Source organism: Sandarakinorhabdus limnophila DSM 17366 (genome assembly GCF_945882885.1).
Lineage (GTDB): Bacteria > Pseudomonadota > Alphaproteobacteria > Sphingomonadales > Sphingomonadaceae > Sandarakinorhabdus > Sandarakinorhabdus limnophila_A.
Genome location: NZ_CAMCWT010000082.1, coordinates 1 through 6969, shown reverse-complemented (window position 1 = coordinate 6969; position 6969 = coordinate 1). Strand labels below are relative to the sequence as shown.

General features: G+C 63.6%; 4 protein-coding genes and 1 tRNA gene. All 5 read right to left on the bottom strand.

The genetic code is table 11. The annotated features are described in order from the left end of the window. Positions 1 to 462: 462 nt before the first annotated feature. Positions 463 to 1464 (bottom strand): nuclease, encoded by a 1002-nt coding sequence (locus Q7O19_RS12540; protein WP_303810840.1) that lies wholly within the window; start codon positions 1462 to 1464, stop codon positions 463 to 465. Positions 1465 to 1480: 16 nt separating this feature from the next. Next, a complete protein-coding gene (locus Q7O19_RS12535) occupies positions 1481 to 2737 on the bottom strand; it encodes a YdcF family protein (protein ID WP_303810839.1) in 1257 nt (418 codons plus the stop codon). Next, positions 2734 to 3915: a Ca2+-dependent phosphoinositide-specific phospholipase C gene (locus Q7O19_RS12530; protein ID WP_303810838.1), complete on the bottom strand. Its 1182-nt coding sequence runs from the start codon at positions 3913 to 3915 to the stop codon at positions 2734 to 2736. Before Q7O19_RS12530 ends, Q7O19_RS12535 begins: the two co-directional genes overlap by 4 nt. 17 nt (positions 3916 to 3932) lie before the next feature. Then, positions 3933 to 6452 (bottom strand): TonB-dependent receptor, encoded by a 2520-nt coding sequence (locus Q7O19_RS12525; protein WP_303810837.1) that lies wholly within the window; start codon positions 6450 to 6452, stop codon positions 3933 to 3935. Positions 6453 to 6821: 369 nt separating this feature from the next. Then, positions 6822 to 6898: transfer RNA gene (locus tag Q7O19_RS12520), tRNA-Pro, on the bottom strand. Positions 6899 to 6969 lie beyond the last annotated feature (71 nt).

Below are 6969 nucleotides of genomic sequence, written 5' to 3'. Positions count from 1 at the left end.
CGCAGCTTCCCGATCCGGCCGCAATTCTTCGGCGTGAAGTTCGGCCAGCGCTTCTGACGCTTGGCCTCTGACGCGAAACTGCCCCGGCAATCATTGCCGGGGCAGTTTTCATTATGGTCGGGGAGACAGGATTAACGTCGTTGATCCTGCAACCGGAGCCGCTGCGCGGCGTCACATGGTCGGGGAGACAGGACGCAAAAAGCTAAAGGTCAAGTTAGCTTTTATGCCAAATGCTTACGCCACACCAGTGACATCTACCCGCGACCTTGTACGACTTACTTTACGAGCCGTAGCCGAAGCGAGTGTCATTGACGAATTATCTCAACCTGACGAAGCGCTCCGGAACCAATTACTTTCAATATCGCGAGGCCATACTGAAAGACGGAAAGAAGATTTGATATCGCAAGGAGAGGCTCCGAGAGAAAAAAGTCTGCGCCAACAGGCCGGCCGCAACTGACGCCGTCATTTGACGGGTGCGGGCGCCGAACCGGTTTCGGGGTTGTAGGCCGGATTGGCCGGGCTCAACGGATCGGCGGCTGGATTCTGTAGCGGAAGGGCTGAGACCAACCAGGCGCGGTGCAGCAGGTCGCGCAGCATGGCCGAGCCGGTAGCGGTGCGGGCATAGACCAGATCGCGCGCCGGGCGCGAGGCGGGATCGGCGAGCGCGCCCTGCTGATCGAGTTGGTATACACGCTCCATGTTCGCGGCGCTGTCGTCAAGGAACGCCAGCACCGCGTCGAACACGTCGCCCTGCTGCCGCGCCGGGGCCGGCACGCCGCGCAGCACATCCTGTTCAGTCAGGCCGATCGCATCGACGAACATGGTTTCAAAGCGGCTGTGGATGCTGCGATCGGTCGTATAATGTTTCGGATTGGCGCCGCGCCAGCCATCGCTATGAATGGAGGCGTGCAGCGGCTGCGCGCCATCGCCGACATAATGGCCGATCCGCACCACATCATAAGCCAGTGCCTGATCGATATGCCGCGTGTCTTGGCCCTGCGCGGCCAACCGGCGGTGCACGCGCATGCCGGCCACCAGCCGGTCAAAGGCTTCCACGATGGCGTAAGCCATGGTGCCGGTCCATCGCACGTTTGTGCGCAGTGCCGCGTCCGAACGAGGCGGCATCTTGCGCTGCGCATCGAGCAGCGCAATGACGAATTCATATCGTGAGCGCGGCGGCTTTTTCATGAAGGCGAACTGTTCGCGGAACCAGCCATGGTTGGGGTCCTCCTCCATCTTGGCGAAGGGATCGACCGGCTGCCGCCACAGATCGGGCAGGCTGGCCATGCCGCCGATGAAATCGGCGTGGGCCTGCAGGAACACCGGGCCATCGGCCGGCAGGCTGGCCAGCGCGGCGCGGTTGATCGCAGTGTGCGCCCGGCCACCCCAGGCAGCCGCCGGCGTGGCTGTAACGATCAGCGCCAGCTGCAGGCCGACCGCAATGATCTTGAAACGATTGCGCATGGGTTCATCCTTTCGCTCAGGGATCGAGCGGATCAAGCGGTTCGACGTGAAAAGCCACCCGGTCCGGCCGGAATTCGAAGGCAAATGCGATGTCCGCCGGCGTCACCTGGCCGGGCAGCACGCCGGTTTCGGCGCGCGTGCGCTCCAGCAGCACCGGGCTGCCAATATAGCGCGCGGTCATCGGATCGGTGACGATCAGCGACGGGCGATCGGTGGGAAAACGCGCGGCAAACAACAGGCGCGCACTGTTGCGCAAATTGGTGGTGGTGTGCCGGGCGTGGGGGTCGATCAGGATGCGATCCGCCGGAATGGCATAATGCGCGATCAGCAGTCGCTTCATTTCGATGGCTTCGTTGAACGGCGTGCGATTGGGGTGCACGTTGCCGCCGCTGACGATGATGAACGGCGCCAACCGCTGCGCAAACAGATCGGCGGCGCGCGCCAAGCGGATGTGGCCCAGCACCCCGGTGCGCGACTGCGCGTCTTCCGGGCCATGACCGAACACCAGAAGCGCCGGATAGCGCCAGCCGGCCCAACGCGTGCGGCGCGCCTGGGCCACGGCCTGCGCATTCTCGCCGGCCAGCAGCGGCCGGAACGCCGCCGCCTCGGCACGCTCGTTCATGCGCAGCAGGCCGACGGAAAAGCGAAGAGACGGATCGAACGGCAGATCATCGCCGCGCGCCGCCGCGAAGGTCACCTGCGCATGCGCATCGAGAACGCCGGCAAACTCCGGCCGCTTCACATCAAGGATGCCTGCATCGATCAGCGGGTAACGCGGCGGCTTGCCCTGGCCGTAGACGGCCACAAGATTGTTCAGGCCAGCCGCCGTATCAGTCCAGGCCGCCGCCAGCAGTTCGGCATCGCCCAGCCCGGCATGGCGAGCAAACCGGCCAGAGGCGCGCAGGTGGGTTCGCACCAGCGCATCCGCCAGGCCCGGCCGCGCCGCGATGCTGCGCAGCGCGCTGGTCATGGTTTCAGTGTCGGCCGGGGTCCACAGCCAGGCTTCGGCCAGGCAATCGGGCAGCGGCGTGCAGGCGCTGGCGGCCGTGACCCGCTGCGCCCGTGCCATCGCCAGCGTCTGCAGGGCGGGATCGGCGCGCACCGCCGCCGCCCAGCCTGGCACCTGCCTGATCATGGCAAGCAGCGGGAAGTTCAGCGTTTCCAACGTCTCGGCAAAGGGGGTGGCATAGCCGGGCGGGTCCATCGCCATCACCTGAGTTGGCGCTGCCGTCACCGCCGCCAGCAAGGCCGCAAGCAGCGTGGCATTCTTCATTTGCGGCAGCCCTTGGCGAGCAGGTTGCCCAAAGGATTGCAGCGCCAGCCGCCGACAAAGGGCGCCAGATGATAATCATTGCCGTGCACATTTGGCCGGGTGAGATAGTCGGTGGAAACGATCTGCGCGCCGCTGGCCAGCGTGCGGTCACGCCGTGTGCCATCCCCGCGTCTTGCCTCGTCAGTGTCGATGTCCGCACGCGAGCGGACCAGATAGCCGGCCTTGACCAGCGCCGGGATGTGATCCGGCCGGGTCAACGCATTGTCCATCAGCACGAAGGCGGTGTGCGCCATCCCTGGCAGGCCCTGCACGAAGGCGACACGCCCCTGCAACGACGGCCGATCCTGCATGTAAGGCGCGAACGTCGCCAGGTTCAGTCCCGGCACCAAATAGAGAAACACGAACTTGCCGCGCGCCGCCGACAGGCGCGGCCACGCCTTGGCCAGCGCGGCGGCCTCCAGCGTGGGATGGCGCCCACGCAGATCATCGGGGGTGAAAAGGCGCTCCGCGCCCAGCGCCGCGCGGATGCTGGCATCCACCTCCTCAAAGGCCGCGACATCGAACGGCGGCACGGCAACGGCGCCGGGCACCACACCGGCAAAGGCCGAGCCCTTGGGTTCGAGCAGCACGAACACCGGGCTGTGGCCGGGATTGGCGTCCGACCAGCGCCGCAGCAGGCCAAGGCAATCGCGCAGCCGCGGGCACTGGCTGCGCACATCGAGATCGGCGACATGCAGCACCTTCATGCCCGGCTGCCGCAGCGTGTCCACCGGCAACGGCGCCAGATCCGTGATCCCGGCGGCGCGCAATTCGCGGTACGGCAGCGGATCGGCATAGAGGCCGCCGGCCGGATCGGGGTGAAGATCAAGCTCGATGCTGCGCACGCCGGAGCGCAACTGCGCTTCCAGCGGCATCTGCACATAATCGAACGCCAGCGCCGGATCGCTTATGCCGCCCGGATGCTCTTCGGCCAGCGCGGCGCGCCGGTCCGCCGGCAAGCGCGCCATGCCAGCGGCATAAAGTGCTGTCAGTTTGGGCGCCATCAACCCCATTACCCGCGGATCAGCCGGAATGGCGTAGCTGTTGTGGGTGCCAACCACCTGAATCGCATTGATGGGCGGATCAACAGCCGGCGCGGCGTTGGTGGCGGCGGGCATGATCACCGCTACCACCAGCATCCGCAAGAACCGCTGTGTTACCACGCCTTTGTCACCACGAAGCGGACGTTCCGACCGAACAGCGGGCGGCCATAGATTGCCGTCCTGGAGCCTTGCCCGGCGAGCTGGTCGGTGCGCGGATTGCCTTCGGTCAGGCCGCGGGCATTGGTGATATTGTCGCCCACCACCTGGAAGGTCCAGGTGCGATATTGGGCAATCAGGCCCGCGCCGAGCGTGTCATAGGCCGGCAGTTCGGTGAGGTTGAACAGATCGACGAAGCGCTTGCCTACATAATTGTAGCGCATATAGGTCTGCACATTCACCTCGCCGACGTCGAACGTGATGGTCGGGCGAAAATTGCCATAGACCTTCGGCTGGCGGATCAACTGATTGCCGTCCACTGCTGCCGCCGACGCGCCCAGTTCGTTGACCAGATCGGAAATCGTTGGATCGCTGACCGTGACGGTGCCGGCGAGCGACAGCCACTTGACCGGGCGGATGTCGATATCGGCTTCTACACCCTTGGTCACCGCCGAACCGATGAAGGTCAATGGCAAATTGTTCTGGCCGGTGACCGGGTTGAAAGCCAGGAACGAGGCATTGAACGGGTCGAACTTGGTGTAGAAGCCGGTTAGGTAAGCCGAAACCCCCGGCAGCGCGATCTTCACGCCGGCTTCATACTGGCGCGCCTTGGGCACGACGTTGGCGGCACCCGAATAGACGTTGAACTCGCTGGGCACGCGGAACGCTTCAGACACGCGGCCATAAATGCCGAACCGCGAACTGAGATCGAAGTTCGCACCGAATGTCCACGGCGTGACGTTGACCGTGAAGCGGGTGTTGTTGGGAATGCCGGTGTAGGCGCGTGTCGCATTGTCAGCCAGGGTCGTCGGATCGCCGAGGTTGACCGTGGTCTGGCCGATGCCGAAGCCGCGGAACGTATAACGTTCGTGGCGGACGCCAGCGTCGATGCGTAGATTGTCGGTCACCTGCCAGGTGTCGTTGGCAAACGCCGCCCACATCGTCACGTCGCTTTCACCCGCCGTGATCGTGGTGGAGTAACGCAGCACGCCCTTGTCAGTCACATAACCCAGGATCTGATTGGTGTCCGAATAGGCGATCAGGTCCAGCGTGCGCGGCTTGGTGGCCAGTTCGAACAGATAATCCTGATAGCGCTGGCCATATTCGTTACCATAGGCCGACGCATAACCGCCAAAGACGACGCTGTGCTTGCCAAAGCCAGTTTCGATATCGCGATAGAGGCGTACTTCGCCTTGGCCCGAATAGAAATCGCTGGCGATCGCACGATACTGGGCGCTCAGCACCAGGCCCGACGTGGCGCGCGGATCAAATACGGTGGCGCCGTTGGTGCCGCCGATGGCATAGCCCAGGCGGGCCACCGTCTGCGTCGACGTGTTGAAGGCGGTGCGCGCCGCCGCGAGGAAGCCGTTCGCAAAGACAATGCTGTCGGCCGGGTTGGTGGTCGAATAGAGCGCGTCGAAATCGACCTTGCCGTCCGTCCAGCGCGCCTTGGCGTCCAGCGTCCAGTCACCCAGCGCCTGCTTGTATTCGAGGCCCAGGCTCAGCAGCTTGGTGTGACGGCCGTCGGCGAGATCGCGATCTTCCGACACCTTGCTGCCCGCGCCGTCCGAATAGACCAGCCGGGCATTGCGCAGCGATGGCGAATTCAGCGTGCCGGTGAAATAATCGAGGAACGGATCCAGCGAACTGGTCGGATTGCGCGGATCGGCGACCGGGATCGGCAGATAAAACACATTCTTGTCATTCAGATATAGCACCGAGGCCTTGACTTCGCCGCCTTCGAACTCGTGACGGATGTTGGCGCGGAACTGGCCGCCGTCATCGCTGGGGAAGCCGCCAGGGCGATAGCCCTCGTGGCGGCGCACAAAGCCACCGAGCGCGAAATAGGTGCGCTTGCCGAGCGGGCCGGAATGATAGGCATCGAGGCGATAGAGCCCGGTATCACCCAGCGTCAGCCGCACCGCGCCGGCTGGCGTATCGGAACCGGTGACGGTGATCATGTTGTAAATCGCCGAGGCGTTGCTGGCGAAAATCGGCGCCGGGCCGCCGCGCACGAACTCGACGGTGCGGGTCATCAGATCGACGCGGTTCATCACGTCGCCCTTGAAGAAGGGGCCGTCATTGTCGTGATAGATCGGCAAGCCATCCTGATGGAAGGCCTGGAAGCTGCCTTCGTTGGGAATGCCGCGCAGACGATAGACATTCTGGACTTCGCCGCCGGTGGCTTCGGCCTGAATGCCGGGAATATTGCCGAGCAGATCGGCAAAGTTCAGAGGCGCCAATTTCTGGATGTCGGCGTTGGACAGCGACGTCACCGCATAAGACACATCGAACTTGCGCTGCGCCGTCGACGAACCGGTGACGATGATAACGTCGTCTTCCGCCGCCGCCTTCTCGTCGGCGGCCGCCTTGCTCGCGGCTGGCGCTTGCGCTTGTGCCAGGCCCGGGTGAGCCATAGTGCCGGCAAAAGCCGAAGCGAGCAGCAGCCGCGAGAGACTGACGGTTGAGAATGACATGATTGGACCCCGTTGGTTTTGGACAGGGCAATGCAGTAAGGTCGGTGTGTGACTGAAAACAGACACTAATTTGAAGTTTTCGCTGCAACTTCATGGCGTGCTCGGATCAGAAATGTTACAACTACCGGCTGCAGTCTAGTCGATCAGCGAACGAGAGGCTCCGGCCGACGGCGCACCGTCTTCGAACCGTAAATGCAGGGCCAGCGCGCCACTTACGATCCGCCAAGTCCTGTATGGGCCATCGTTGAGGGTGCGCCAACCGTGGCTGGCAATGATCGCGCAGGTGTTACGAGCACTGTTACGCCAGACTGTCACGGCATCGCGACCGGTATAACTCTAACAAATTGATTAATATCAATTTTTCATCTTTGGTCGGGGAGACAGGATTCGAACCTGCGACCCTCTGCTCCCAAAGCAGATGCGCTACCAGACTGCGCCACTCCCCGACTTGGCCTTGCCCTAGGTGAAGCCCTTGCAAAGCGCAAGGCTGACAGACGCGAGGACAAGAAAGGACGGC

Excerpts from the sequence above, each read along its gene's own strand:
- Q7O19_RS12540 (WP_303810840.1), bottom strand. The coding sequence starts at position 1,464 with ATGCGCAATCGTTTCAAGATCATTGCGGTCGGCCTGCAGCTGGCGCTG.
- Q7O19_RS12535 (WP_303810839.1), bottom strand. The coding sequence starts at position 2,737 with ATGAAGAATGCCACGCTGCTTGCGGCCTTGCTGGCGGCGGTGACGGCA.
- Q7O19_RS12530 (WP_303810838.1), bottom strand. The coding sequence starts at position 3,915 with ATGCTGGTGGTAGCGGTGATCATGCCCGCCGCCACCAACGCCGCGCCG.
- Q7O19_RS12525 (WP_303810837.1), bottom strand. The coding sequence starts at position 6,452 with ATGTCATTCTCAACCGTCAGTCTCTCGCGGCTGCTGCTCGCTTCGGCT.